Here is a 24105-nt window from a genome sequence, read left to right as displayed (position 1 = left end):
GGCCAACCGGCCGCGTACTGTTGCTGAGGTCATCAGGCCCGATGCGGTCGCCGGCTCCGTCAGGGAGGCGGTACCGCCCGGGTACGGTGAGCACGAGGGAGCGCCCGCTTCCGGAACGATCCGCAGCCCGCGGACGCGCCGGGGACGGTCACCGCACACCAGACGCTGGTGTCCTACCTTGGACATCCGCGTGAGTCATGAGACACACACGAACGAGACGGAGGAATTGTGGCCCTTCCCCAGTTGACCGATGAGCAGCGCGCTGCTGCTCTGGAGAAGGCGGCTGCGGCCCGTCGTGCCCGGGCTGAGCTCAAGGAGCGCCTGAAGCGCGGCGGCACCGACCTCAAGCAGGTGCTCAAGGACGCTGAGACCGATGAGATCCTCGGCAAGATGAAGGTCTCGGCGCTGCTCGAGGCTCTGCCCAAGGTCGGCAAGGTCAAGGCTCAGGAGATCATGACCGAGCTGGAGATCGCGCCCACGCGTCGCCTGCGTGGTCTCGGTGACCGCCAGCGCCGCGCGCTGCTCGAGCGGTTCGACTTCACGGTCGACTGATCGACGCATGAACACACCGTCGCCCGGGGCGAACAACCCGGAGCCGACGGCGATGAGGGGCCGGCTGATCGTCTTGGCCGGCCCCTCCGCTGTCGGCAAGTCAACCGTTGTAGCCCGCCTTCGCGAGCGCGTCTCGGATCTCTACTTCAGCGTCTCGATGACCACCCGGGCCCCGCGCCCCGGTGAGGTCCACGGGCACGACTACTTCTTCGTGTCGACGGACGAGTTCCGGGACGCCGTTGCCGAGGGCCGCATGCTGGAGTGGGCGGAGATCCATCGAGGACTCCAGTTGTCCGGCACCCCCGCCGAACCGGTCCACGAGGCACTGGAGGCGGGACGGCCGGTTCTCATCGAGGTCGACCTCGAAGGCGTCCGCCAGATCCGCGAGTCGATCCCGGAGGGGCGAACGGTCTTCCTGGCCCCGCCGTCCTGGGAGGAACTCGAGCAGCGGCTTCGCGGTCGCGGCACGGAGCCGAACGAGGTCGTGGCGCGCCGCCTCGAGACCGCGAAGGTCGAAATGGACGCTCGCGGCGAGTTCGACGAGGTCGTCGTCAACGACGAACTCGAGACCGCAGTCGATCAATTGGTATCATTGCTGGTCGGCTAGTGCCGTCGCCCGGGCACCACGTCAGTGTGGCCCGGGCCAGGGCCGAAACTTCCCGCATCACCCAGGCTTGTACCCAGAGGAGAACCCATAGTGGCCACCACCGAAGCCGCAGCGGCCACCCCGCTGTACGACACCCCGATCGGCATCACCAACCCCCCGATCGATGAGCTTCTCGAGCGGGCGTCCTCCAAGTACGCACTCGTGATCTTCGCCGCGAAGCGCGCTCGGCAGATCAACTCGTACTACAACCAGATCGAAGAGGGGATCCTCGAGTACGTCGGACCGCTCGTCGATCCCGGTCTCCACGAGAAGCCCCTGACCATCGCCCTGCGCGAACTCCACTCCGACCTTCTCGACTGCGCCGAGGGCGAGTGACCCCCGAGGGGGACGACAGACGCGCGATGCGTGTCGTCGTCGGCGTCGGAGGCGGGATCGCCGCCTATAAGGCCTGTGGCCTCATCAGGCTCCTCACCGAGTCCGGTTGCCACGTCGACGTCGTCCCCACAGAGGCGGCCCTGAACTTCGTCGGGGCCGCCACCTTCGAGGCACTGTCCGGGAACCCGGTGTCCACCGGTGTGTTCTCGGATGTTCCCTCCGTCCGGCACGTCGCCCTGGGGCAGAAGGCCGATCTGGTCGTCATCGCCCCTGCGACGGCGGACCTGATGGCCCGTGCGGCGTCCGGACGCGCTGATGATCTGCTCACCTCCACCTTGTTGACCGCGAGGTGCCCGGTGTTGCTCGCTCCGGCGATGCACACCGAGATGTGGGAGCACCCGGCGACGCAGCGGAACGTCGAGACCCTGCGCGGAGACGGACTCCACGTGATGCCCCCGGCCCGCGGCCGACTCACGGGAGCGGATACCGGCGCGGGGCGGCTGCCCGAGCCGGCCGACATCGCCCGACTGGCGCGGTTGCTTCTCGACGGTGGTTCGCTTCCCTGGGACCTGGCCGGAAAACACATCGTCGTCACCTCCGGCGGGACGCGTGAGGAGATCGACCCGGTTCGATTCCTCGGCAATCGCAGTTCCGGAAAACAGGGACATGCGCTGGCGGCACTCGCGGTCGCCCGGGGCGCCGAGGTGACACTGGTGACCTCCGCGGACCTCCCGACACCGCCCGCGGTCACCGAGGTGCGGATCGAATCGGCCCGCGAGCTCCGCGAAGAGACGCTGCGCGCGGCAGCCACGGCCGACGTCGTGATCAAGGCGGCCGCTGTGGCCGATTTCCGGCCCAGTCACGTGTCGGAATCGAAATTGAAGAAGGGGACCGGCGCGGAACCGGCCGAGATCCGACTCGAGCGCAACCCCGATATCCTCGCTGATCTCGTCGCCGCGCGCGGCCGCGGCGAGGTGCCCACCTCGTGTCTGCTCGTCGGTTTCGCCGCGGAGACCGGTGACGCGTCCGGGTCCGTCCTCGAGCACGGTCGGGCGAAACTGGCGCGAAAGGGGTGCGACCTCCTCGTCGTCAACGAGGTCGGTCGGAACACCACATTCGGCAGAGACCACAACGGGGGTTGGATTCTCGATTCCGACGGCGGGGAGATACTCGTCGACCGCGCGAGCAAGGACGTCCTCGCCGGGCGCATCCTCGACGCGGTGGTGGAACGGTCCCGCTGACGGACCGCGCGCAGTGACGTGGGACGCACCGACTAGTCTGTTCTCACGCGGTCGGCGACGACCGCACGCGATCCGACGATGGAAGAGAGAATCACTGTGACGCAGGCACGTCGGCTGTTCACCAGCGAGTCCGTGACCGAGGGGCACCCGGACAAGATCTGTGACGCGATCTCAGACGCGATTCTGGACGCGATGCTGGAGCAGGATCCGGCGGCCCGGGTGGCCGTGGAGACGATGGTCACCACCGGCCAGGTCCATGTGGCCGGCGAGGTCAAGACCACCGGGTACGTCGAGATCCCCCAGCTGATTCGCGACAAGATCGTCGAGATCGGCTACGACTCGTCCGACAAGGGTTTCGACGGCATCTCCTGTGGTGTCTCGATCTCGATCGGACAACAGTCGCCCGAGATCGCGATGGGAGTGGATACCTCACACGAGGCCCGCACCTCGGTGGAGTCCGTCGAGGACGAGATCGCGCGTCAGGGCGCCGGTGACCAGGGTCTGATGTTCGGTTACGCCTGCTCGGATACCCCTGAGCTGATGCCGCTGCCGATCGCGCTCGCGCATCGACTGTCGCGCCGCCTGACGGAGGTTCGCAAGAGCGGCACTCTGGCCTACCTGCGTCCGGACGGCAAGACCCAGGTCACCGTCGAGTATGACGGCGACAAGGCGGTCCGGCTCGACACGATCGTGATCTCGACCCAACATGCGGACGGGATCGATCTGGAGACCACGCTTCGCGACGACCTGACCGAGCATGTGATCAAGCCCGTACTGGCAGAGGAAGCCGCCCTGGCGATCGACCAGAGCGATTACCGGCTCCTGGTGAACCCGACCGGCCGGTTCGTCCTGGGCGGGCCGATGGGTGACGCCGGCCTGACCGGCCGCAAGATCATCGTCGACACCTACGGCGGAATGGCCCGCCACGGGGGCGGCGCGTTCTCGGGCAAGGATCCGTCCAAGGTGGACCGGTCGGCTGCGTACGCCATGCGTTGGGTCGCCAAGAACATCGTCGCCGCCGAGCTGGCCGAGCGTGTCGAGGTACAGGTCGCGTACGCGATCGGCAAGGCCGCTCCGGTCGGCCTGTTCGTCGAGGCGTTCGGGACCGAGAAGGTCTCCCTGGACACGCTCCAGCAGGCCGTGTCCGAGGTGTTCGATCTCCGTCCGGGTGCGATCATCCGGGATCTGGACCTCAAGCGGCCGATCTACGCACCCACGGCTGCCTACGGGCACTTCGGCCGTACCGATATCGACCTCCCCTGGGAGCGGACCGATCGTGTCGACGAGCTGCGTAAGGCCGCAGGACTCTGACTCGACCTCTCGTCTGTCGTAACGGGATGCGAGGATCCCGTACGTGACGACCACACGGCCAGCGACCCGGGCCCCGGCGGCTGACGCCCCGGTGGCCCGGGTCCTGCCTCTGCTCGGGGTGCCGCATCTGGACCGCGAGTTCGACTATCTGGTGCCCGAGTCCCTGACGGGGCAGGCCCTGCCGGGCACGCGTGTAAGGGTTCGCTTCGCCGGTCGGTTGGTCGATGGATTCGTCATCGCGCGGTCGGAGGAGTCGGAGCATCGGGGTGAGTTGGCGTGGTTGGAGCGCGTCGTCTCGCCGGAGGCTGTGCTCACGCCCGCGTTGTTCGGGTTGGTGGAGGCGGTCGCGCGCCGGTGGATGGGCATGCGTTCGGATGTCATCCGGTTGGCGGTCCCTCCTCGACACGCCGCCGCGGAGAAGTCCGTGCCGGAGCCCCTCGAGCCGCTCGGGGTGACCACGGGCCCGGTCGAGCTCCCCGAAGGCTGGGACGACCACCCGATGGTCACCAGATTCCTCGAAGCCGCCACCGCCGGGATCCCCGCGCGAGCGGTATGGACGGCCCCGCCCGGCCGGGATTGGGCCACGGCTCTGGCGTCACTGGCGGACTCGGTCAGACGCAGGGGCCTGCAGGTTCTGCTGATCGTTCCGGACCAGCGGGATGTCGACCGTCTAACGGAGGCGTGTCGGGCGGCCGTGGGGGGAGGAGCGGCCGGCCGGGATCTCGTCGCGGACCTGTCCGCGGGTGTCGGCCCTTCCGCGCGCTACCGGCGCTGGCTGAGGGCGACCCGGGGGCATGCGCGAATCGTCGTGGGCACCCGGAGCGCGGTGTTCGCCCCGCTTCCGGAACTCGGTCTGATCGTCCTGCACGATGACGGCGACGATTCCTTCGTCGAACCGCGGGCGCCGTATCCGCATACGCGTGAGGTGGCGGTTCAGCGTTCACTTCTCGACGAGACCCCGCTCATGTTCAGTTCTGTCGACCGGACGCCGGAGGTCGCGGAGTACGTCCGGTCGGGCTGGGCCCACGAGGTACGTCCGCGGACGGGTCTCATCAGGGAACTCGCTCCGCGCGTCACCGCGGTGACCGATGCCGATCCGATCCAGGCGAGGGACGTGGCCGGGGGTCGCACCAGGTTGCCGGCCGTCGCGCTCACCATGGCGCGGGAGGCGATCGACGTGGATGCGCCGGTGCTGGTCCAGGTTCCGCGTAAGGGATACATTCCCACCCTGCTGTGCGGTTCATGTCGTGCGCCCGCGCGGTGCCGACGGTGCAACGGCCCCGTCAGGGCCGGCCGCATGGACGAGGTCTACGGGCCGGTGGATCTCGCGTGTGGTTGGTGTGGCGCACCGGAGACCGGATTCCGGTGCGTCGCGTGCGGGTCCAGGGCACTTCGTGCCGGCGTGGTCGGCGCCGGAAGGACCGCCGAGGAACTCGGACGGATGTTCCCGGGGGTGAGGGTGCGGACGAGCAGGGGAGGAGAGACCCTCGATTCCGTCCCCGCCGCCCCTGCGATCATCGTGTCGACCCCGGGGGCTGAACCGGTCGCCGAGGGTGGGTACGGGGCCGCGCTACTACTCGACTCGTGGGCCCTGCTAGGCAGGCCTGACCTGCGTGCGGTCCAGAAGGCACTGAGGCTCTGGATCGGCGCGGCGGGCCTGGTCCGCCCCGCCGAGGAAGGTGGCCGGGTCTTTCTGTCGGCGGATTCCGAATCGCCGGTGTCGCAGGCGCTGGTGAGATGGGCTCCGCAGGCCTGGGCGGAGCGTGAGCTGGCGGACCGGGCCGAGGTGGGGTTCCCGCCGGCGGTGCACATGATCGCCGTCGACGGCCCGGCCACCGCGCTTTCCGAGTTCCTCGATGGCTTCCGGCTCATCGATCGTGTCGAGGTACTGGGCCCGGTGGACCTCCCTGAGGGTGAGGAGCTTCCGGGTCAGGAGCAGATCGAGGATCCGGAACGACTACTGCTACGGATCCCTCCCGCCGACCTCCCCGTGGTCGTCACGGAGGTGCGGGCGTTCGTGGTCGGTCGATCCGGCAGGCGCAGTTCAGAGCCGGTCCGTGTGCGGCTGGACCCAGTCCACATCGGTTGACCGTACCGGCGCTCGTTCGGTCGGCTGGATTACCCCTAGAATGGACCGTCACCACCACCAGTGCTCGCGAGGAGACCAGATACGCATGCCCGTCCTTCCCGTCCGGCTCTTCGGCGACCCGGTACTCCGGACTCCGACCGACCCGGTCACGTCCTTCGATGACAGGTTGGAGCGGGCGGTGACGGACCTGATGGACACCGTCCGCCACGAGGACGGCGCCGGGCTGGCGGCCCCACAGATCGGGTTGTCCATCCGGGTGTTCGTCTACAGCTGTGGAGGCCGGGAAGGACATCTCGTCAACCCGGAGTGGGAGCCGATCGCTGACGACAGGACCCACGTGAACGAGGGGTGCCTGTCGATCCCCGGGGTGTCCGAGCCGACGGAGCGATTCGCCCGCGTGCGAGCGCGAGGCCGGGACCTCCATGGCCGGCCGGTGAGCTTCGAGGCCGACGGCATCCTCGCGAGGGCCGTCCAACACGAGACCGATCACCTCGACGGGATCCTGTTCCTCCAGCGCCTCGCTCCCGAGCAGAGGAGGTCGGCCATGGCACAGATCCGCTCGTCCTCCTGGTTCGGCAGTGCCGGGATCAGCGCGGGCGTTGTCCATGATCAACTGTCCGAGACGACGGGGGCGAGATAATCATGCGGCTCGTCTTTGCCGGGACGCCGGAGGTGGCGGTCCCCTCGCTCAGGGCGCTGTTGGACAGCGATGCACACGAAGTGGTGGCGGTTGTTTCCCGGCCGGACGCCAGGACTGGGCGGGGACGGGGTCTTTCCCGCAGCCCCGTCGCTGCGGCGGCGGATGCCGCGGGCATCGAGGTCCTGACACCTCCCAGTGCCCGCGACCCCGAGTTCGGTGAGCGTCTCCGAGAACTGGCTCCGGATGCGGCACCTGTGGTCGCCTACGGCCACCTCGTGCCCCGGCCGGTGCTCGAGATCCCCACGCATGGGTGGATCAACCTCCATTTCTCCCTACTGCCGGCCTGGCGGGGCGCTGCCCCCGTGAACGCCGCGATCGCGGCCGGGGATGAGGTCACCGGTGCCACGACCTTCCGACTCGACGAGGGCATGGACACCGGGCCGGTGCTGGGGACCATGACCGAGACCATCCGGCCGCGCGACACGGCGGGGGAGCTCCTGGGCCGATTGGCCGATGCGGGCTCCGGGTTGTTGTTGGCCACCCTCGACGGAATCGAGGCCGGGCGGTTGCGCGCCGAGCCGCAACCGCAGGACGGCGTGTCCTACGCGGGGAAGATCACCGTCGCTGACGCCCGCGTGCGGTGGACGGATCCGGCCATCGCGGTGGATCGTCATATCCGCTCCGTGACCCCGGCTCCGGGCGCGTGGACGACCATGGGGGGTGAGCGCGTCAAGATCGGGGTCGCGCGCCCGGCCGATCAGACCGAGATCGAGGCCCTGGGGCTCGAATCCTCGCTCGCACCGGGACGTATCCGGTGGGGCAAGCGAGCGTTCCTCGTGGGGACAGCGTCGGCCCCGATTCTCATCGAGAAGGTGCAGCCTCCGGGTAAAAAGATGATGGACGCGCTGGACTGGGCGCGCGGTGCACGGCTCGAGTCCGGGACGGTGTTCGAATGAGCGCCGACGATTCACGCGGCCGGGGACAGTCGCCTCGGGGCCGCGGCAAGGGCTCAGGACAGCGTCCACGCGGCGGCGCCGGTGGTCAGGGAACTCGACGGGACAGCGCGCACGGTCGGCGGGGGCCGCAGGGTCCGGGCCAGAACAAGCGTCCGCAGCCGCAGGCGCCCCGCCCCGACGCCCGGGCGGTCGCGCTGGCGGTCATGACCGCCGTGCGGGAACGCTCCGCGTACGCGAACCTCGCCCTCCCGGCCGAACTGCGCCGGGCCCGGCTGGACGCGAGGGACTCCGCCCTCGCGACGGAGCTCACCTACGGAACCCTGCGTGCGCAGGGCCTACTCGACCGCATCATCGCACTCGCGGCGTCACGTTCCGTCGACGAGATCGACCCTCCCGTGTTGGACCTGGTCCGGCTCGGTGCGTACCAGCTGCTGTTCACCCGAATCGGTGCCCACGCGGCGGTCGACACCACCGTGGAAGCCGCGCGGACCGAAGGTCTGGGCCGCGCGGGCGGATTCGTCAACGCGGTTCTGCGCAAGATCGCGGCGCGCACGACCGAGGAGTGGATCGACGCCCTCCGGGAGGCGGTGGCGGATCCGATCGCCCGGATGGCGATCGGCACGGCGCACCCGGAGTGGATCGCCCGGGCCTTCGCCGAGTCACTCGGTTCCGCGGCAGGTGAGCTTCCCGAACTGTTGGCGGCGGACGACGCGAGGCCCAGGGTTCATCTGGCCGCGCGCCCGGGTGCGATCACCGGCGAGGAGCTGGCACTGGTGACAGGCGGACGGGAAGGGCGGCTGTCTCCGTACGCCGTGCACCTGGATTCCGGGGATCCGGGATCCCTCGACGCCGTCCGCGAGGGCATGGCCGCGGTACAGGACGAGGGGAGCCAGCTCGTCGCGCTGGCCGCTGCCGGGCTGCCGGTCCTCGGCGAGGACGGCGGGCGTTGGCTGGACCTGTGCGCGGGCCCGGGCGGTAAAGCCGTCCTACTCGGGGCGCTGGCGGAGATCGAAGGCGCCTCACTCACCGCGGTGGAGGTGTCCGAGCACCGTGCCGGTCTGGTGCGTGAGGCGACCAAGGATCTCCCGGTCACGGTGCACACCGCTGATGGCCGGAAGCCGGGGCTCGAGCCGGGGTTCGATCGCGTGCTCCTGGACGCACCGTGCTCGGGGCTGGGGGCTCTGCGTCGTCGTCCCGAGGCGCGCTGGCGCAAGACCGCGGGGGACGTTCCCGAGCTCGTGTCGCTGCAGCGCGCGCTCCTCGACTCGGCGTTGGATCTGGTCCGGCCGGGCGGGGTGGTGCTGTACGCCACGTGTTCGCCGCACCTGTCGGAGACGGTGTCGGTGGTCCGCGAGGCGGGGCGGCGGGCGGACGTGGAGACGCTCGACGTGCAGGAGGTGCTGGCCGGGATCTGTGTGGAGCCGATCGAGGGTCTCGGTACCGGGCCGTGGGCCCAGCTCTGGCCTTACCGGCACGGGACGGACGCGATGTTCATGGCCGCGCTGCGCCGCGTCGGCTGATCAGGGGCGTTCGGCTGAGCGACAGCACGGACGCCTCTTCCGGGCACGGGCAGCGGGCGAGAATCGAAGCAGCCGTACGCGCGGCCTAGACTGGACGGCATGTCGTACCAGCCGCTCATCGCGCCGTCGATCCTGTCCGCCGACTTCGCCCGTCTCGACCGCGAGATCGAGCGGATCCCTTCCGCCGACTGGATCCACGTCGACGTGATGGACGGCCACTTCGTCCCCAATCTCTCCTTCGGCGCGCCGGTCGCCAAGGCGGTCGGCGCGGTGACGGACAAGCCGATGGACTGCCACCTCATGATCGAGGACCCGGCCCGCTGGGTCGGCGATTACGTGGACGCCGGCGCGTTCAACGTCACCTTCCACGTGGAGGCGACCGACGACCCCGCGGGCGTGGCCGAGCTGCTGCACGCGCGGGGCTGCAGGGCGGGGATCTCCCTCAAGCCGGGCACCCCGGTCGAGCCCTACCTGGAGCTTCTCGACCATGTCGACCTGGTTCTCGTGATGAGCGTCGAGCCCGGTTTCGGTGGCCAGAAGTTCATGCCCGAGATGCTCGACAAGGTGCGCACCCTGCGTGCGGAGATCGATCGTCGTGGGCTCGACGTGCTGATCCAGATCGACGGCGGGATCGACTCCGCCACGATCGGTGAGAGCGCCGCGGCGGGAGTCGACGTCTTCGTCGCCGGGTCGGCCGTCTACGGCGCGCCCGACCCCGACGCGAAGGTCGAGGCCCTGCGCGCGGAGGCTCTGGGCGCCCGGGGGTGACCATGGCTGGATCCCCGGGCGCGGGCCGGGAACGCGAGCGGGCGGCACTCGCCGACGCCTTGGCGGTGTCGCGGTCGGCGCTCGGGATCTCGACGCCCAATCCCCCGGTGGGTGCCGTGGTGCTCGACGCCGCCGGTGCGATCGTCGGACGCGGCGCGACCGAGGCCGCGGGAGGTCGGCACGCCGAGGTCGTGGCGCTCGAAGAAGCCGGGCCCCGGGCCCGGGGCGGGACGTTGGTGGTCACGCTCGAACCCTGCTCGCATCACGGCCGTACCGGCCCCTGCACGACGCGCGCGATCGAGGACGGGATCGCCCGGGTGGTGTATGCGGTGCCGGATCCGACGCCTGATGCGGCCGGCGGGGCGGAGACGTTGCGGCGGGCGGGAGTCGAGGCCGTACTCGTCGACGACGACGAGACGGCAGCCGCCCGGTCGGGCCCACTGAAGGCGTGGCTCCACCGGCAGTCCCGGGGCCGGCCGTTCGTGACCTGGAAGTACGCGGCCAGCCTCGACGGTAGAGTGGCCGCGGCCGACGGGAGCAGCATGTGGATCACCGGGCCCGAGGCCAGGCGACACGCACACGCCCGACGGCAGGAGATGGACGTCGTCGTCGTCGGGTCAGGGACGCTCCGCGCCGACGACCCGGCACTGACCGCCCGCCTCGACGACGGCACGCCCGCCCCACGGCAACCACTCCGCGTCGTCATGGGGCTCACGGACGTACCCCGGGATGCCCGGGTGCGCGGCACCGACGGGCGGTTCCGCCACCTGGCGACGCGGGACCCGGGCGCGGCGCTGGACATGCTCGGTGACGTCCAGCACGTCCTGATCGAGGGGGGCCCGCACCTGGCCGGGGCGTTCCTCGCGGCCGGGCTGGTCGACGAGGTGGACGCGTACCTGGCGCCCCTCGTGCTCGGCGACGGGCTGCCCGCGGTGGCCGGGGCCGGGGTCACCACCCTCCTCGAGGCGCACCGTTTCACCGTGCTCGAGTCCAGGACACTGGGCGTGGACGTGCACCTGCGGATGACCACAGATCGACACACCGCGGCATCACCTGCCGCGCAGACGGAAGGACCCCGCTGATGTTCACCGGAATCGTCGAGGAGCTTGGCACGCTGGAATCCGTCGAACGGATGGGGGACTCGGCACGCCTGCGGATCCGGGGACCGGTCGTGACCTCGGATGCCGGGCACGGCGACTCGATCTCCGTCAACGGTGTCTGCCTCACGGTCACCGAACACGCCCCCGGCGAGACCTTCGACGCCGACGTAATGGCGGAGACCCTCGACCGCACCGCGCTCGGGGCGCTCGCCCCCGGCGACAGGGTCAACCTCGAGCGGGCGATGCGCGCCGACGCCCGGTTCGGTGGCCACATCGTGCAGGGGCACGTCGACGGCACCGGTGAGCTTCTCAGCCGGGTCGAGCACGAGCATTGGCAGGTCGTCCGCTTCTCGCTGCCGGCCGCGCTCGCGAAGTACGTGGTGGAGAAGGGGTCGATGACGGTCTCGGGGACCTCGCTCACCGTCTCCGCGGTCAGTGACGCCGGCGCTACCGAGCCGTGGTTCGAGGTGTCCCTCATCCCGACGACGCTCGAGGCGACCGTCCTCGGGGCGTTGGCCGCAGGAGACACGGTGAACCTGGAAGTGGACGTGCTCGCCAAGTACGTCGAGAGGCTGCTCGGTGGACGCGGTGGCGGGGCCGGCTGACCTGATGCGCCATACTTGAGCCCGCGCCCGCGGCCGACGCGCGGGACACGATCAGACACAGGAGTACCCGAAGCAGTGACCATCTTCGACGGCATAGATCGCGCCATCGCCGACATCACGGCGGGGAAGGCCGTGGTCGTCGTGGACAGCGAGGACCGGGAGAACGAGGGCGACCTGATCTTCGCCGCCGAACTCGCGACCCCGGAGCTCATGGGCTTCCTCGTCCGGTACTCGTCCGGGTACGTGTGCGTGGCGCTCGAGGCCGAGGACTGTCTGCGGCTCGACCTGCCGCCCATGCGCGCCATCAACGAGGATCGTCACGACACGGCCTACACGGTGACCGTCGATGCCCGGACAGGCGTGTCCACCGGTATCTCCGCCTCGGACCGTGCCCGCACTTCACGGCTGCTCGCGTCGGGCGAGACCGTGCCGGGGGACTTCACCCGGCCCGGCCACGTGGTCCCGCTGCGCGCCCGGCCCGGCGGTGTGCTCACCCGCCCGGGTCACACGGAGGCAGCCGTGGACCTGGCGCGGCTCGCCGGGCTGCGCCCGGCCGGAGTGATCTGCGAACTCGTGTCCGAGGACGATCCCACGACCATGGCCCGCACCCCCGAGCTCCGACGGTTCGCCGATGAACACGGGTTGGCGCTGATCACCATCGAGGCGCTCCAGGCGTGGCGCCGGGCGCACGAGATCCAGATCGTGCACGAGGCCGCCGCCCGCATCCCGACCCCGTCCGGCACCATGACCGCGCACGGGTACCGCGACGTCCTCGACGGTGTCGAGCACGTGGCGATGGTGGCCGGCGACATCACGGGCGACGAACCGGTGTCCGTGCGGATCCACTCCGAATGTCTCACCGGGGACGTCTTCCACTCACTGCGCTGCGATTGCGGGCCCCAGCTCGACGCCGCGGTAGCCGCGGTCTGCGAGGAGGGCAGGGGGGTGGTGCTCTACATGCGCGGTCACGAGGGCCGGGGTATCGGCCTGGTCCAGAAGCTCCGCGCCTACCAACTGCAGGACGAGGGCCGCGACACGGTCGACGCGAACCTCGATCTCGGTCTGCCGGCCGACGCCCGCGACTTCAGCCTCGCCGCCCAGATGTTGCGTAACCTCGGTGTCAGCCGGGTGCGCCTGATGACCAACAATCCGGCGAAGGCCGACGCGCTCCGCGCCGGCGGCGTGGAGGTCGTCGAGCGGGTTCCGACGCCCACGGCGGTCACCCCGGAGAACCTTCGATACCTGCGCACCAAACGCGACCGCATGGGGCACCTGCTCGAGGGACTCGACGACGAGCTCGGCGAGACCCCGACCAATGCACCCGGAACCGACCACGACGGAGAGGATCTGCGATGAGCGGCAGCGGTAGGCCTGAGCTGGTGATCCCCGATGCTCAGGGACTGCGGCTCGGCATCGTCGCCGCGACCTGGCACGACGAGATCTGCACCCAGCTGCTCGATCGGGCACTGGACGTGGCGGGCTCTGCGGGGGCCGCGGTGACCGTGGCCCGAGTGACCGGCGCGGTGGAGCTGCCGGTGGTGGCCCAGGAGCTCGCCCGGACACATGACGCCGTCGTGGCGCTCGGCGTCGTCATCCGGGGCGAGACCCCCCACTTCGACTATGTCTGCGGGTCCGTGACGGACGGACTCACCCGCATCGCGCTCGACGAGTCCACCCCGGTGGCCCACGGCGTGCTCACGACCGACACCGAACAGCAGGCCCGCGATCGTGATGGTCACGAGGGAGCCGTCGAGGACAAGGGTGGAGAGGCCGTCGCCGCGGCGCTCGGCTCCGCCGTCGTGCTCCGGGACCTCAGGAGCGGGCGATGAGCGGACAGTCCACGGGCGGAGACGCCGCGGCCAGCGCGGCCGACACCTGGGAATTCGACCACCGCCCAGCGCGTATGCGCCAGATCGTCGTCGGGCTCGCCGTCGTGATCGTCATCGTCCATGTCATCTGGGCAGTCATCCTCGTCCGGGGCGACACCGGCGTGACGGTCGGCGTTCCGGACCAGCTCGCGTTCGTGGTGACCGGGTTCATCTTCGCCGGGGTGCTGCTCACCCTGCTCCGCATCCGTGTCCGTGCCGGCGCTCCCGGTGTGGAGATCACCGGCCCGTTGCGTTCGCGTCTGTGGCCGTGGGAGGACGTCGTCGGGCTCACCTTCCCCCGCTCGAGCTACTGGCCGCGGCTCGAGCTACCGGCCTACGAGCACGTGGGGATCTGGGCGATCCAGACTGTTGACGGCGCTGACGGGGTGACGGCCATGGCCCGCCTCCGCGAGGTCGTCCACGCGCACAAGCCGTCCGCGGCCGACCCCGAGACCGTCGCAGACCGCTGATCCGCAGTGGCCGACCCGCGCAGCTACCGTCCGGCCCCCGGTTCCATCCCCACGGAACCGGGGGTCTACCGGTTCCGTGACGAGCACGGTCGTGTCATCTATGTGGGCAAGGCCAAGAACCTCCGCAGTCGACTCGGCTCGTACTTCGCCGACCTGACGCTGCTGCATCCACGGACCCGGCAGATGGTGACCTCGGCGGCCGGCGTCCAGTGGACGGTCGTCTCAACAGAGGTAGAGGCGCTCCAGCTCGAGTACACCTGGATCAAGAAGTATGACCCGCGGTTCAACGTCCGTTACCGCGACGACAAGACGTACCCGATGCTCGCCGTGACCGTGGGCGAGGAGGTTCCGAGGGCCTTCGTCTACCGGGGCCCGCGCCGTCCCGGCACCCGCTACTTCGGGCCCTACTCCCACGCCTGGGCGATCCGTGACACCCTCGACACCCTGCAGCGGGTCTTCCCGGTGCGGTCGTGTTCGGCGGGGGTGTACAAGCGTCAGGCGCAGCTCGGACGGCCCTGCCTGCTCGGGTACATCGACAAGTGTGCGGCCCCCTGCATCGGCCGGGTTACCCCGGACGAGCACCGCGAGATCGTCAACGAACTGATCGACTTCCTGGCCGGCCGGACCGACGCGATCATGCGCCGGATCGAGAAGCAGATGCTCGACGCCTCCGCGGATCTGGATTTCGAGCGGGCCGCCCGCCTGCGCGACGACCTCGGGGCGATGAGACGTGCGATGGAGAAGCAGGCTGTCGTCCTCGGTGACGGCACCGATGCGGATGTGGTGGGCGTGGAGGCAGACGAGCTCCAGGTCTCGGTTCAGGTGTTCCACGTCCGCGGGGGACGAATCCGTGGCCAGCGCGGCTGGGTCGTCGAACACTCCCATGGTGTCGACGACGAGGGGCATTTCGACGCACAGAAGGCCGTCCCGGGTGTCGTCTCCGACTACCTCGCGCAGTTCTACGGCGGCGAGGCGGATCTCGCCGAGGCCGCCGAGTCCGGTGATATCGCCGCGGCCGTACCCCGCGAGGTACTCGTGCCGGCGTTGCCCGAGGACTCGGACGAGCTGACCGACTGGTTGTCGGGTCTGCGGGGCTCACGGGTGTCACTGCGGATCCCGCAGCGCGGGGACAAGCGTGCCCTCGCCGAGACGGTCCATCGCAATGCCGTCGAAGCGCTCACCCAGCACAAGCTCCGCCGGAGCGGGGACCTCACGGCCCGCTCCGCCGCGCTGCAGGAGATCCAGGAGACTCTCGAGCTCGATTCCGCGCCGCTACGGATCGAATGTGTGGACATCTCGCACATCCAGGGAACGGACGTGATGGCCTCGCTGGTGGTGTTCGAGGACGGCATGGCGCGGAAGAGCGACTACCGGCTCTACCGGATCCGAGAGGCCGCCGGCGACGGCCGGTCGGACGACGTCGGCAGTATCGCGGAGGTGACCCGGCGACGGTTCCGCCGTCACCACGAGGACCCCGCTCTCACCCCCGACGAGACCGACGGCCCGGTCGACGACGAGTCCGGCCCCGATGCGAAAGCGACCCCGGCGCGGAGGTTCGCCTACCCACCGCAGCTGTACGTCGTCGACGGCGGGCGGCCGCAGGTCGAAGCCGCCGCCGAGGTGCTGTCAGAACTCGGGGTCAACGACGTACCGGTGATCGGAATCGCCAAGCGCCTCGAGGAGATCTGGCTCCCCGGCGAGGAGTACCCCGTGATCTTCCCCCGACACGGTGAGGGCCTGTTCCTGCTGCAGCGACTCCGCGACGAAGCGCACCGCTTCGCGATCCGGGCGCACCGCGGCGCACGATCGAAGCGGATGACCGCCTCGGTGCTCGACGACGTCCCCGGTCTGGGCCCCTCGCGCCGTGCAGCCCTGACGGAGGCGTTCCCCACCGTCTCGGCGTTGCGGAAGGCCTCGACCGAGCAATTGTGCGCGGTACCCGGGATCGGCCCCGGCGTCGCGGCCGCCATACGCTCGGTGCTCGGCGCCGATGCCCGGGACACGGACACGGCCGCCGCCGACGTGACAGACTCGACCGCACAGAGCGAGGGCGGGACCGATCAGAACGGCACAGACGATGCGAGGTGACACGATGGTCGACGGCGGGGACAAGCGCGAACTGCTCCTGATCAGCGGGATGTCCGGAGCCGGCAAGGGCACGGCCTCCAAGGTTCTCGAGGAGTTCGGCTGGTACGTGGTGGACAACCTGCCGTTGTCGTTCATGAGCGACTTTCTGGAGCGGATCAGCGAATCCGAGACCGGCCCGCAGCGACTTGCCATGGTGGTCGACACCCGCAGCATCGGTTTCGACGAGCACCTTGACGACCTGCTGGGCCACTTCGACGGTTCCGTGGGCGGCCGCATCCTGTTCCTCGAGGCCTCCGACGAGGCGTTGGTCAGCCGATTCAACAACGTCCGTCGCTCCCACCCGCTGCAGTCCGGCGGCGGGCTCGTGGACGGGATCGTGCGTGAACGACGGATCCTCGAGGGGCTGCGGGGCCGGGCCGACGTCGTCGTCGACACCTCCTCCCTCAGCGTCCATGACCTACGACACCGGCTGGAGACGCCCTTCGGCGACCTCGGGTTCGACTTCCACCTCACCGTCGAGTCCTTCGGCTTCAAATACGGCGTCCCGGTGGACGTCGACATGCTGCTCGACATGCGCTTCCTGCCCAACCCGCACTGGATCCCCGAACTGCAGCCGCACACCGGGCGCGACAAACCGGTGCAGGACTATGTGCTGGCCGACGAGTCGATCGAGGAGTACCTGCGATCGGCCGAGACCATGATCCGCCTGGCCATGAAGGGCTATCGACGCGAGGGCAAGCGGTACATGACGATCGCCGTCGGCTGCACCGGCGGCAAACACCGGAGCGTCGCGATCTCCGAGTCGCTGGCCGGACGCCTGAGCGCCCTGGACGCGGTCGAGGTCCACGTGCGCCACCGCGACCTCGGTCGGGAATGAGTCGGTCATGACCGAGGGCAGCACCTCACGGGTCTCGTCGCTGGTCGCACTGGGCGGGGGACACGGACTGTCCGCCACCCTCCGGGCGGCGCGGCTCGTCGCCGACGACGTGACCGCGGTGGTCACCGTCGCAGATGACGGTGGATCCTCGGGGCGACTACGGCGTGAGCTCGGGATCCTGCCCCCCGGCGACCTGCGGATGGCACTCTGCGCCCTGGCCGGGGAAGACGACGAACACGACCGTCTGACCCGGCTGTTCCAGCACCGGTACGGGGGCACCGGTGCGCTCGCCGGGCACGCCGTCGGCAACCTGGTGTTCGCGGGCCTGTGGGAGCTTCTCGGTGATCCGATAGAGGCTCTCGACGCGGTGCGGTCGATCCTCGGTGTGGACGGCCGCGTCCTGCCGATGTCACCGGTGGCGCTGGACATCGCCGCGGAGGTGGTGGGACTCGAGGCCGATCCGCGCGTCGTGCGGACGATCATCGGGCAGGTCGCGGTAGCCACCACGCCGGGGAGTGTGCGCCGGGTGCGGCTCATCCCGCCCGACCCGCCTGCCGCCGCCGGTGTGGTGGAGGCGATCGACTCCGCTGATCTGGTCGTTCTCGGGCCGGGCTCCTGGTTCACCAGCGTGATCCCCAACGTTCTGATCCGGGAGATCGCCGAGGCACTGGCCCGCACGTCCGCGACCAAGGTGCTCGTCCTCAACCTCGCACCGCAGCCGGGGGAGACGGCCGGGTTCTCCGCCGAGCAGCACCTGCACGTCCTGCGTCAGCATGCGCCCGACATCGACTTCGACTCGGTACTGGTCGACCCGCGGATGCCGCTGAGCGCAACCGAACGTGAGCACCTCGAACGCGCCGCCGCAGGACTGGGGGCCCGGGTCGTGACCGCGGAGATCGCGCGGACCCGGGCGGATGGGACCATGATGGCCGTCCACGACCCGGTCCTGCTGGCCTCCGTGCTGGCCGCCTCGACGTCCGCACCCGCGGGCGAGTGAACACAAGAATGAAGGAGCAGGGAGTGTCGCTGACCGCGCAGGTCAAGTCCGAACTGGTGAGGGTCCCGGTGGGGAGCTCGGAGACCAGGAAGGCGGAGGTCGCCGCAATCCTGAGGTTCGCGGGAACCCTGCAGGTCCTGTCGGGCCGCCTGGTGATCGAATCGGAGGTCGACTCCGGCGACATCGCCGACCGCCTGGCCGCCGAGCTCGACTCCCTTTTCGGCGTCTCCTGCGAGATTCACCCGATCGGGGGATCCGGTGGCAGGGCCGCGCGGAAGTTCGTCATCCGGGTGATCGACCGCGGCGCCGATCTCGCCCGCCAGCTCGGACTGGTCGACGGTGCCGGGCGCGGGGTCCGCGGCCTGCCGGCCGCCGTCGTGGGCGGCCCCGTCACCGCGGCCGAGGCCGCATGGCGGGGCGCGTTCCTCGCTCACGGCTCACTCACCAAGCCCGGCCGGTCATCCGCCCTCGAGGTGACGGCGCCGGGTTCCGAGGCTGCGATGGCCCTGGTCGGCGCCGCGCGCCGACTCGGCGTGACGGCCAAGGCCCGCGAGGTCCGCGGGGGCGACCGCGTGGTGATCCGCGACGGCGAGGCGATCGGGATCCTGCTCGCCCGGATGGGAGCCACGACCACCCGGGACGTCTGGGAGGAGCGCCGCTCGCGCGGCGAGGTGCGTGCGACCGCCAATCGGCTCGCCAACTTCGACGACGCGAACCTGCGGCGTTCCGCGCGCGCCGCCGTCGCGGCGGCCGCCCGTGTCCAGCGGGCGTTGGAGATCCTCGGCGAGGACGTCCCGGATCACCTGCTGGCCGCCGGCGAACTCCGGGTTCAGCACCGGCAGTCCTCGCTCGAGGAACTCGGTCAGCTCGCCGACCCGCCGATGACCAAGGATGCCGTCGCGGGCCGGATCCGGCGCCTGTTGTCCATGGCGGACCGCAAGGCATCCGAACTCGGTATCCCGGACACCGAGTCCGTCGTCACCGAGGACATGCTCGACGACGCCTGACCGCCGGTAGGACCCTGCACAGCGCCGGACGGCGGCGGGTAGTCTGGGTCACGTCCCCGGGCTGTACCCGGCCCCGGTGACGTCCAGCGTTCTCGCACCACCAATAAGGAGACATCGAAGTGACCGTGCGCGTAGGCATCAACGGATTCGGACGTATCGGCCGCAACTTCTACCGCGCGGTGGAGGCTCTCAAGGCCGAAGGCAAGACGGACATCGAGATCGTGGCCGTCAACGACCTGACCACGAACGACATGCTCGCTCACCTCCTCAAGTACGACTCGACGCTCGGTCGTCTCGGCAAGGACGTCACCTTCGACGACTCGTCGCTGACCGTTGGTGGTACCAAGATCGGCGCCCTGGCCGTCAAGGAGGGACCCGCCTCCGTGCCGTGGGGCGACTACGGTGTCGACGTCGTCGTCGAGTCGACCGGCATCTTCACCGACGCCGAGAAGGCCCGCGGCCACCTCGAGGGTGGCGCCAAGAAGGTCATCATCTCGGCCCCCGCCTCCGGCGAGGACCTCACCGTGGTCATGGGCGTCAACGACGACCAGTACGACGGCTCGCAGACCATCATCTCCAACGCCTCCTGCACGACGAACTGCCTCGCCCCGGTGGCCAAGGTCCTGTCGGACGAGTTCGGCATCATCAAGGGCCTGATGACCACCGTCCACGCGTACACGGCCGACCAGAACCTGCTGGACGCCCCGCACAAGGACCCCCGTCGTGCCCGCGCCGCCGCACTGAACATGGTGCCCACCTCCACCGGGGCCGCGAAGGCCGTCGCCCTGGTCCTTCCCGAGCTCAAGGGCAAGTTCGACGGCTACGCCGTGCGCGTTCCCCTGCCCACCGGCTCACTCACCGACCTCACGGTCGAGCTCGAGAAGAAGGCCTCGGTCGACGAGGTCAACGCCGCCGTCAAGGCTGCCGCCGAGGGGCCGATGAAGGGCATCCTCAAGTACACCGAGGACCCGATCGTCTCCTCGGACATCGTCACCGATCCGCACTCGTCGATCTTCGACGCGCCGCTCACCAAGGCTATCGACGGCCAGATCAAGATCGCCTCCTGGTACGACAACGAGTGGGGCTACTCCAACCGCCTCGCCGACCTCATCGGCCTCGTCGGCAAGTCACTCTGACGGGTCGGAAGACCGAGAAGAGCCACGAGCACCACCACCGGGCCCGGCCCCGGGACGTCCACAGCGTTCCGGCCGGGCCCGGTCCGGCATCACCCACCACCCCGACCACCACACAGCACCTCCCGGAGGAGTCCACCCCATGGCAGTGAGCATGCTCAAGGACCTGCTCGAGGCCGGCGTCGAGGGTCGCAAGATCCTCGTCCGCTGCGACCTCAACGTCCCGCTCGACGGCAATACCATCACCGACGCCGGACGAATCACGGCCTCGCTGCCCACACTCAACGCACTGCTGGACGGGGGTGCCGCCCTGGTGATCACCGCTCACCTCGGACGCCCCGGGGGCCAGGCGGATCCCGAGTTCTCGCTGGCGCCGGTCGCCGAGAAGCTCGGAGACGAACTGGGACGGTACGTGCAACTCGCGGGTGACGTGGTGGGCGCCGACGCCCGCGAGCGTGCGAACGGGCTGACCGACGGAGACGTGCTGCTCGTCGAGAACGTCCGCTTCGACCCCCGCGAAACGAGCAAGGACGAGTCGGAGCGCGCCGCGTTCGCGGCCGAGTTGGCCGAGCTCGTCGGCGAGGACGGGGCGTTCGTCTCTAACGGCTTCGGTGTGGTCCATCGCGCCCAGGCCTCCGTCTACGACGTCGCCAAGCTGCTCCCGGCCTACGCGGGCGATCTGGTCCAGAGCGAGGTCGAGGTCCTGGCCGACCTGACGGGCGATCCGCAGCACCCCTATGCCGTCGTGCTGGGTGGCTCGAAGGTCTCCGACAAGCTGGCCGTCATCGAAGCACTCGCCCCGAAGGTCGACACGCTCGTCATCGGTGGCGGCATGTGCTTCACCTTCCTCGCGGCGCAGGGCCACGGAGTGGGTTCGTCACTTCTCCAGGACGAGATGGTCGACACCTGCAAGGACCTGCTCGCCAAGTTCGGGGACGTGATCAGCCTGCCCGTGGACGTCGTGGCCGCTGACGGGTTCGCCGCCGACGCGTCGCACGCCACCGTGCCCGCCGACGCGATTCCGGACGGCAAGATGGGCCTGGACATCGGACCCGAGTCGGTCGCCGCCTTCGCGGAGAAGCTCTCCGTCGCCAAGACCGTGTTCTGGAACGGCCCCATGGGCGTATTCGAGTTCGAGGCGTTCTCCGCCGGCACCCGCGGCGTCGCCGAGTCCATCATCGAGGCCACCAGGAATGGCGCGTTCTCGGTCGTCGGCGGGGGCGATTCCGCGGCGGCGGTCCGCACCCTCGGCCTGGGGGAGGAGAACTTCTCCCACATCTCCACCGGTGGCGGCGCCTCGCTGGAGTACCTCGAGGGCAAGGAACTCCCCGGGGTCACCGCGCTCGAACGCGGCAACTGACACCGACCGTCGACAACAGGAGAGAACATGGCACGCACCCCGCTCATCGCCGGAAACTGGAAGATGAATCTCAATCATCTCGAGGCCATCGCCCTCGTGCAGAAGGTCGCCTTCGCGCTGCCCGAGAAGTACCTCGAGAAGGTGGATGTGGCATTCATCCCGCCCTTCACCGATATCCGCGGCGTCCAGATCGTGATCGAGGGCGACAAACTCGGTTTCGCCTACGGCGCGCAGGACGTGTCGGTCCATGACTCCGGGGCGTACACCGGCGAGGTCTCGGCGGCGATGCTCGCCAAGCTCGGTTGCACCTACGTCGTGGTCGGGCACTCCGAGCGTCGCGACTACCACTCGGAGTCCGATGAGCTCGTCGCCGCCAAGGCCGCGGCCAGCCACAAGCACGGTCTGACCCCGATCGTGTGCGTCGGCGAGAAGCTGGACGTCCGTGAGGCCGGTCAGCACGTCTCGCACGTGGTCGACCAGCTCAAGGGATCGCTCGCAGGCCTCTCCAGGGAGCAACTCGCCGACACCGTGATCGCCTATGAGCCGGTCTGGGCGATCGGCACCGGAAAGACCGCCTCGGCTGCGGACGCCCAGGAGGTGTGCGCCGCGATCCGCGCCGCACTGGCCGAGCTCGCGGACAACGAGATCGCTGAGAAGATGCGCGTTCTGTACGGGGGCAGCGTCAACGCCTCGAACGTCGGCGAACTGCTCGAGCAGGCGGACGTCGACGGCGGCCTCGTCGGCGGCGCGTCCCTCAAGCCGGATGAGTTCGCGCAGCTCTCGGCGATCGCCGCCGGCGGCCCGCTGCCCTGACACACCCTTCCCGGCGCGTCCGGCCCTCGGGCCCGGGCGCGCCGGGATTCGCCATGAACATCCGACCGGGTAGTCTGGAGCGGTCGCTATCCGACCGCCCGACCTGACGTGAGGCACGATCCCTACATGAAGCTCGCCCTGGACCTCTTCCTCATCATCTCCAGCTTGCTGTTGATGCTGTTCATCCTGCTGCATCGCGGCAAGGGTGGCGGTCTGTCCTCGCTCTTCGGCGGCGGTGTCCAGTCGAGCCTGTCCGGATCGAGCGTCGTGGAGCGGAACCTCGACCGCGTGACAGTGATCGTGGCCGTACTCTGGCTGATCGGCATCATCGCGATGGGGCTCGTGGTTCGCTTCGGCTGACCTCCCGGTCGCAGACACACACCGCGCGCGGTTGCCCGCGCAAACGAATGGGGTGCGTCTCCTTCCGTGATCGGAAGGTCACGCGCCCCGTTCGTCATTTCTGGCACTACCGCGCTAGGCGGGTCCCGCTCACGGCAGCATCGACGCTGCCGGTCCGTCCAGGTGGTACGTCGTGGACACGACGCCCCGCGCTCCCGCGACCGGCCAGTCGACCGGATCCGCGCCCTCGATGCCGCGGGCGACCGCTTCGGCCTTGCCGTCCCCGGTGGCCACCACGATCACGTGCCGCGACCGGCATACGGCTGGAAGGGTGAAAGTGAGCCGCTCCGGCGGCGGCTTGGGACAGTCGCGCACCCCCACCACCAGTCGCTCGTTCTCGGCGACCGCCGGGGTATGGGGGAAGATCGAATCGATGTGGCCCTCGGGCCCCATCCCGAGAAGCGTCACATCGAACAGCGTCTCGTCCCCGGCGGGCATGGGGTGAGCGGCGCCGAACGCGCTCGCCGCGGCATCGACATCGTCGTGCTCCGCGCCGCGTGCGGGCCAGCGGTGCACCGTGGGCCGTCTGCCCAGTTCATCGAGAAGGACGTCGTCGATCTGGCCGTCGTTACGCTCGGGGTCGTCAGCGGGTACGAATCGCTCGTCACCGAAGTAGATGGTGACCCGCTCCCACTCGATATCCGCGTCGGCCAACGCCGCTGCGGTCTTGACTCCCGCGCTCCCACCGGTCAGCGACAGGACAGCCTGACCGGTGGCGGCGATTCGCTCGTTGAGATGGCCGGTGACGGCCTGCGCCGCGGCGGCGGCGAGGCTGTCGATGTCCGGATGGACGAGATGGCGGATGTCTGACATCGGCGCTCCTGACGTGGGCTTGATTCGGCGTACTGTCCGTGGCCGCGATCCGCGTCAGCGGACCGAGGCCGAGGTGTAGATGACCCGATCGAAGTTGGCGAGCGCGTCGGCGTAGACCCCGTCGGTATCCATGCGTCTGAGTTCTTCCGCCAGGCAGTCGGCGATACTACGACCGACCAGGGCGACCCGGGTGGGTGAGTGTCCGGTGATGTGAAGTTCTGCTGCCGTGGGGCTGACCTGCTTGAGCACGATCGATCCCGAGGCGCGCTCGAGGACCACCATCGACGGACCCACCGCGCGGTGCACGTCGATCCCCAGGCGGGACGCGAGCCACGCGCCGGCCAGGTCGACCGATGCGGCGCGCTCGGGACCGCAGACCGTGGCGGCCGTGATGGGCTCGTACGGCGGGCGGTCCAGCGTGGCGGCGAGCAGCGACCGCCAGTGGGTGATCCGTGCCCACGCCAGATCGGTATCGCCCGGCGAGTAGCCGGCCGCACGCTTGACCAGCGCGTCGGT

25 protein-coding genes are annotated in these 24105 nt (G+C 69.7%); 23 read left to right on the top strand and 2 right to left on the bottom strand.

All coding sequences use genetic code 11. From position 1 onward, the window contains the following. The first annotated feature begins 228 nt into the window (after nucleotides 1-228). From mihF to secG, 23 genes are all read left to right on the top strand, one after another. Entirely contained in the window at nucleotides 229-552 is a 324-nt protein-coding gene (mihF, locus tag ACWIE7_RS06910; RefSeq protein WP_182633042.1) for an integration host factor, actinobacterial type, read from the top strand. A 7-nt stretch (nucleotides 553-559) separates the two neighbouring features. Continuing rightward, a complete protein-coding gene (gene gmk / locus ACWIE7_RS06905) occupies nucleotides 560-1159 on the top strand; it encodes a guanylate kinase (protein ID WP_454068860.1) in 600 nt (199 codons plus the stop codon). Between the two features lie 90 nt (nucleotides 1160-1249). Beyond that, nucleotides 1250-1534, top strand: a complete 285-nt coding sequence (gene rpoZ / locus ACWIE7_RS06900) for a DNA-directed RNA polymerase subunit omega (protein ID WP_061228655.1) — start codon at nucleotides 1250-1252, stop codon at nucleotides 1532-1534. Nucleotides 1535-1560: 26 nt separating this feature from the next. Then, complete coding sequence (gene coaBC / locus ACWIE7_RS06895; RefSeq protein WP_452098915.1) at nucleotides 1561-2775, top strand: bifunctional phosphopantothenoylcysteine decarboxylase/phosphopantothenate--cysteine ligase CoaBC; 1215 nt, start codon at nucleotides 1561-1563, stop codon at nucleotides 2773-2775. Between the two features lie 96 nt (nucleotides 2776-2871). After that, nucleotides 2872-4086, top strand: coding sequence for a methionine adenosyltransferase (gene metK / locus ACWIE7_RS06890; RefSeq protein ID WP_452098914.1), 1215 nt, complete (start codon nucleotides 2872-2874; stop codon nucleotides 4084-4086). A gap of 43 nt (nucleotides 4087-4129) precedes the next feature. After that, entirely contained in the window at nucleotides 4130-6175 is a 2046-nt protein-coding gene (locus ACWIE7_RS06885) for a primosomal protein N' (RefSeq protein WP_454058434.1), read from the top strand. Between the two features lie 85 nt (nucleotides 6176-6260). Beyond that, complete coding sequence (gene def, locus ACWIE7_RS06880) at nucleotides 6261-6815, top strand: peptide deformylase (protein ID WP_454068859.1); 555 nt, start codon at nucleotides 6261-6263, stop codon at nucleotides 6813-6815. A 2-nt stretch (nucleotides 6816-6817) separates the two neighbouring features. Then, complete coding sequence (gene fmt, locus ACWIE7_RS06875; protein WP_452098911.1) at nucleotides 6818-7771, top strand: methionyl-tRNA formyltransferase; 954 nt, start codon at nucleotides 6818-6820, stop codon at nucleotides 7769-7771. After that, nucleotides 7768-9291, top strand: a complete 1524-nt coding sequence (locus ACWIE7_RS06870; RefSeq protein ID WP_454068858.1) for an RsmB/NOP family class I SAM-dependent RNA methyltransferase — start codon at nucleotides 7768-7770, stop codon at nucleotides 9289-9291. Before fmt ends, ACWIE7_RS06870 begins: the two co-directional genes overlap by 4 nt. 99 nt (nucleotides 9292-9390) lie before the next feature. Next, the gene (rpe, locus tag ACWIE7_RS06865) at nucleotides 9391-10059 is read left to right on the top strand and encodes a ribulose-phosphate 3-epimerase (protein ID WP_454068857.1); all 669 of its coding nucleotides are present in this window, start codon (nucleotides 9391-9393) and stop codon (nucleotides 10057-10059) included. A 2-nt stretch (nucleotides 10060-10061) separates the two neighbouring features. Then, entirely contained in the window at nucleotides 10062-11141 is a 1080-nt protein-coding gene (gene ribD / locus ACWIE7_RS06860; protein ID WP_454068856.1) for a bifunctional diaminohydroxyphosphoribosylaminopyrimidine deaminase/5-amino-6-(5-phosphoribosylamino)uracil reductase RibD, read from the top strand. Next, a complete protein-coding gene (locus ACWIE7_RS06855; RefSeq protein WP_454068855.1) occupies nucleotides 11141-11764 on the top strand; it encodes a riboflavin synthase in 624 nt (207 codons plus the stop codon). The genes ribD and ACWIE7_RS06855 overlap by 1 nt, the downstream gene beginning before the upstream one ends. A gap of 75 nt (nucleotides 11765-11839) precedes the next feature. Beyond that, nucleotides 11840-13120 carry a bifunctional 3,4-dihydroxy-2-butanone-4-phosphate synthase/GTP cyclohydrolase II gene (locus tag ACWIE7_RS06850; protein WP_454068854.1) on the top strand — a complete coding sequence of 427 codons (1281 nt, stop codon included), beginning with the start codon at nucleotides 11840-11842 and terminating at the stop codon, nucleotides 13118-13120. Beyond that, nucleotides 13117-13593, top strand: a complete 477-nt coding sequence (gene ribH, locus ACWIE7_RS06845; RefSeq protein WP_230928890.1) for a 6,7-dimethyl-8-ribityllumazine synthase — start codon at nucleotides 13117-13119, stop codon at nucleotides 13591-13593. Before ACWIE7_RS06850 ends, ribH begins: the two co-directional genes overlap by 4 nt. Next, the gene (locus tag ACWIE7_RS06840; protein WP_454068853.1) at nucleotides 13590-14102 is read left to right on the top strand and encodes a PH domain-containing protein; all 513 of its coding nucleotides are present in this window, start codon (nucleotides 13590-13592) and stop codon (nucleotides 14100-14102) included. Before ribH ends, ACWIE7_RS06840 begins: the two co-directional genes overlap by 4 nt. 6 nt (nucleotides 14103-14108) lie before the next feature. After that, nucleotides 14109-16190 (top strand): excinuclease ABC subunit UvrC, encoded by a 2082-nt coding sequence (uvrC, locus tag ACWIE7_RS06835; RefSeq protein ID WP_454068852.1) that lies wholly within the window; start codon nucleotides 14109-14111, stop codon nucleotides 16188-16190. Between the two features lie 4 nt (nucleotides 16191-16194). Then, a complete protein-coding gene (gene rapZ / locus ACWIE7_RS06830) occupies nucleotides 16195-17067 on the top strand; it encodes an RNase adapter RapZ (protein ID WP_454068851.1) in 873 nt (290 codons plus the stop codon). Between the two features lie 7 nt (nucleotides 17068-17074). Further along, nucleotides 17075-18064, top strand: coding sequence for a gluconeogenesis factor YvcK family protein (locus tag ACWIE7_RS06825; protein WP_344991231.1), 990 nt, complete (start codon nucleotides 17075-17077; stop codon nucleotides 18062-18064). A gap of 23 nt (nucleotides 18065-18087) precedes the next feature. Next, complete coding sequence (whiA, locus tag ACWIE7_RS06820) at nucleotides 18088-19071, top strand: DNA-binding protein WhiA (protein ID WP_344991432.1); 984 nt, start codon at nucleotides 18088-18090, stop codon at nucleotides 19069-19071. Nucleotides 19072-19190: 119 nt separating this feature from the next. After that, a complete protein-coding gene (gene gap / locus ACWIE7_RS06815; protein ID WP_344991234.1) occupies nucleotides 19191-20207 on the top strand; it encodes a type I glyceraldehyde-3-phosphate dehydrogenase in 1017 nt (338 codons plus the stop codon). 139 nt (nucleotides 20208-20346) lie between these two features. Next, complete coding sequence (locus ACWIE7_RS06810) at nucleotides 20347-21564, top strand: phosphoglycerate kinase (RefSeq protein WP_454068850.1); 1218 nt, start codon at nucleotides 20347-20349, stop codon at nucleotides 21562-21564. Between the two features lie 27 nt (nucleotides 21565-21591). After that, nucleotides 21592-22377 (top strand): triose-phosphate isomerase, encoded by a 786-nt coding sequence (tpiA, locus tag ACWIE7_RS06805; protein WP_454068849.1) that lies wholly within the window; start codon nucleotides 21592-21594, stop codon nucleotides 22375-22377. Nucleotides 22378-22503: 126 nt separating this feature from the next. Continuing rightward, nucleotides 22504-22737 (top strand): preprotein translocase subunit SecG, encoded by a 234-nt coding sequence (gene secG / locus ACWIE7_RS06800; protein WP_230928899.1) that lies wholly within the window; start codon nucleotides 22504-22506, stop codon nucleotides 22735-22737. A gap of 129 nt (nucleotides 22738-22866) precedes the next feature. Here secG and pgl read toward each other — a convergent pair whose 3' ends face one another. Both pgl and ACWIE7_RS06790 read right to left on the bottom strand, forming a co-directional pair. Then, nucleotides 22867-23589 carry a 6-phosphogluconolactonase gene (gene pgl / locus ACWIE7_RS06795; RefSeq protein WP_454068848.1) on the bottom strand — a complete coding sequence of 241 codons (723 nt, stop codon included), beginning with the start codon at nucleotides 23587-23589 and terminating at the stop codon, nucleotides 22867-22869. Nucleotides 23590-23643: 54 nt separating this feature from the next. Further along, the coding region (locus ACWIE7_RS06790; RefSeq protein WP_454068847.1) for a glucose-6-phosphate dehydrogenase assembly protein OpcA at nucleotides 23644-24105 on the bottom strand (462 nt) is incomplete at its 5' end.

Source organism: Dietzia sp. NPDC055343 (assembly GCF_053645265.1).
This window is presented reverse-complemented; position numbering and strand designations above follow the sequence as displayed.

Coding starts and splice junctions, on each gene's coding strand:
- gmk (WP_454068860.1), top strand. CDS start 560: ATGAACACACCGTCGCCCGGGGCGAACAACCCGGAGCCGACGGCGATG.
- coaBC (WP_452098915.1), top strand. CDS start 1,561: ATGCGTGTCGTCGTCGGCGTCGGAGGCGGGATCGCCGCCTATAAGGCC.
- def (WP_454068859.1), top strand. CDS start 6,261: ATGCCCGTCCTTCCCGTCCGGCTCTTCGGCGACCCGGTACTCCGGACT.
- fmt (WP_452098911.1), top strand. CDS start 6,818: ATGCGGCTCGTCTTTGCCGGGACGCCGGAGGTGGCGGTCCCCTCGCTC.
- ACWIE7_RS06870 (WP_454068858.1), top strand. CDS start 7,768: ATGAGCGCCGACGATTCACGCGGCCGGGGACAGTCGCCTCGGGGCCGC.
- rpe (WP_454068857.1), top strand. CDS start 9,391: ATGTCGTACCAGCCGCTCATCGCGCCGTCGATCCTGTCCGCCGACTTC.
- ribD (WP_454068856.1), top strand. CDS start 10,062: ATGGCTGGATCCCCGGGCGCGGGCCGGGAACGCGAGCGGGCGGCACTC.
- ACWIE7_RS06855 (WP_454068855.1), top strand. CDS start 11,141: ATGTTCACCGGAATCGTCGAGGAGCTTGGCACGCTGGAATCCGTCGAA.
- ribH (WP_230928890.1), top strand. CDS start 13,117: ATGAGCGGCAGCGGTAGGCCTGAGCTGGTGATCCCCGATGCTCAGGGA.
- ACWIE7_RS06840 (WP_454068853.1), top strand. CDS start 13,590: ATGAGCGGACAGTCCACGGGCGGAGACGCCGCGGCCAGCGCGGCCGAC.
- rapZ (WP_454068851.1), top strand. CDS start 16,195: ATGGTCGACGGCGGGGACAAGCGCGAACTGCTCCTGATCAGCGGGATG.
- ACWIE7_RS06825 (WP_344991231.1), top strand. CDS start 17,075: ATGACCGAGGGCAGCACCTCACGGGTCTCGTCGCTGGTCGCACTGGGC.
- ACWIE7_RS06810 (WP_454068850.1), top strand. CDS start 20,347: ATGGCAGTGAGCATGCTCAAGGACCTGCTCGAGGCCGGCGTCGAGGGT.
- tpiA (WP_454068849.1), top strand. CDS start 21,592: ATGGCACGCACCCCGCTCATCGCCGGAAACTGGAAGATGAATCTCAAT.
- secG (WP_230928899.1), top strand. CDS start 22,504: ATGAAGCTCGCCCTGGACCTCTTCCTCATCATCTCCAGCTTGCTGTTG.
- pgl (WP_454068848.1), bottom strand. CDS start 23,589: ATGTCAGACATCCGCCATCTCGTCCATCCGGACATCGACAGCCTCGCC.